1 pseudogene is annotated in these 681 nt (G+C 63.6%); it reads right to left on the bottom strand.

Annotated features, from left to right (window positions below):
• Window positions 1-193 (bottom strand): annotated as a pseudogene (locus GWG65_RS40270) (hypothetical protein); the annotation flags it as partial.
• Window positions 194-681 lie beyond the last annotated feature (488 nt).

Raw genomic sequence — 681 nt, 5'->3', positions numbered from 1 at the left:
CACAGAACCCCGAGGAGCGGCCGTAGGTCGTGAGCAGGATCCGGTCGTCCTGCCGGCCACGCACGAAGCACAGGCCGCGCTGGCCTTCGTTCAGCCTGCAATAGCGCGGGCAGACATCGCACTGGATGCGCCCGTCTTCGAGCCGGTGCCAGTAGCGGGCGGGAACGCCTTCCAAACGCTCGGGTTCGGTCATGGAATTCGTCGTGTGGATCGCTGGACAGACCTCAGTTTGTTGCCAACGGGCGTGACGGAGAGTTGCCACGATATCGAGCCGGGCCCGTCTAGGGGCACGAACGCCCGTGGACGTCGGCTCATCTTATTCCTGATGGGCGGAGATGGTAAGCCGAACCGTCGACACTCTCGGCCGCCAAGAGTGCTCCCGGCGCTGCAGCATTATTGTTCCCCGCGCGGAGCTGCACCTAATCTTCGGGGCTCGACAGGCGAAAAGTCCTGCGGGAAGTAGCCTCGTGGTGGCAGGATCACTATCGTGGTCTGGCATGTCCTGACCTCAATGACCGCCCTCCTTTCGCCAACGGAGCGCGAGCATTCGGTAGCGAGCCGGCATCGCATGGCTGGCGAATGCGCCCGGCAGGCGCTTCGCCGCGGGATCAGACGATGAAAGAGGCTATCGATACATCGCCTTCGCGTCGCCAAGTGTTGCGACTGGCAGCCACGGTTACG

Source organism: Bradyrhizobium sp. CSA207, from assembly GCF_029051685.1.
Lineage (GTDB): Bacteria > Pseudomonadota > Alphaproteobacteria > Rhizobiales > Xanthobacteraceae > Bradyrhizobium.
The sequence above is the reverse complement of the archived record's forward strand: the minus strand, read 5'-3'. Positions and strand labels throughout refer to the sequence as shown.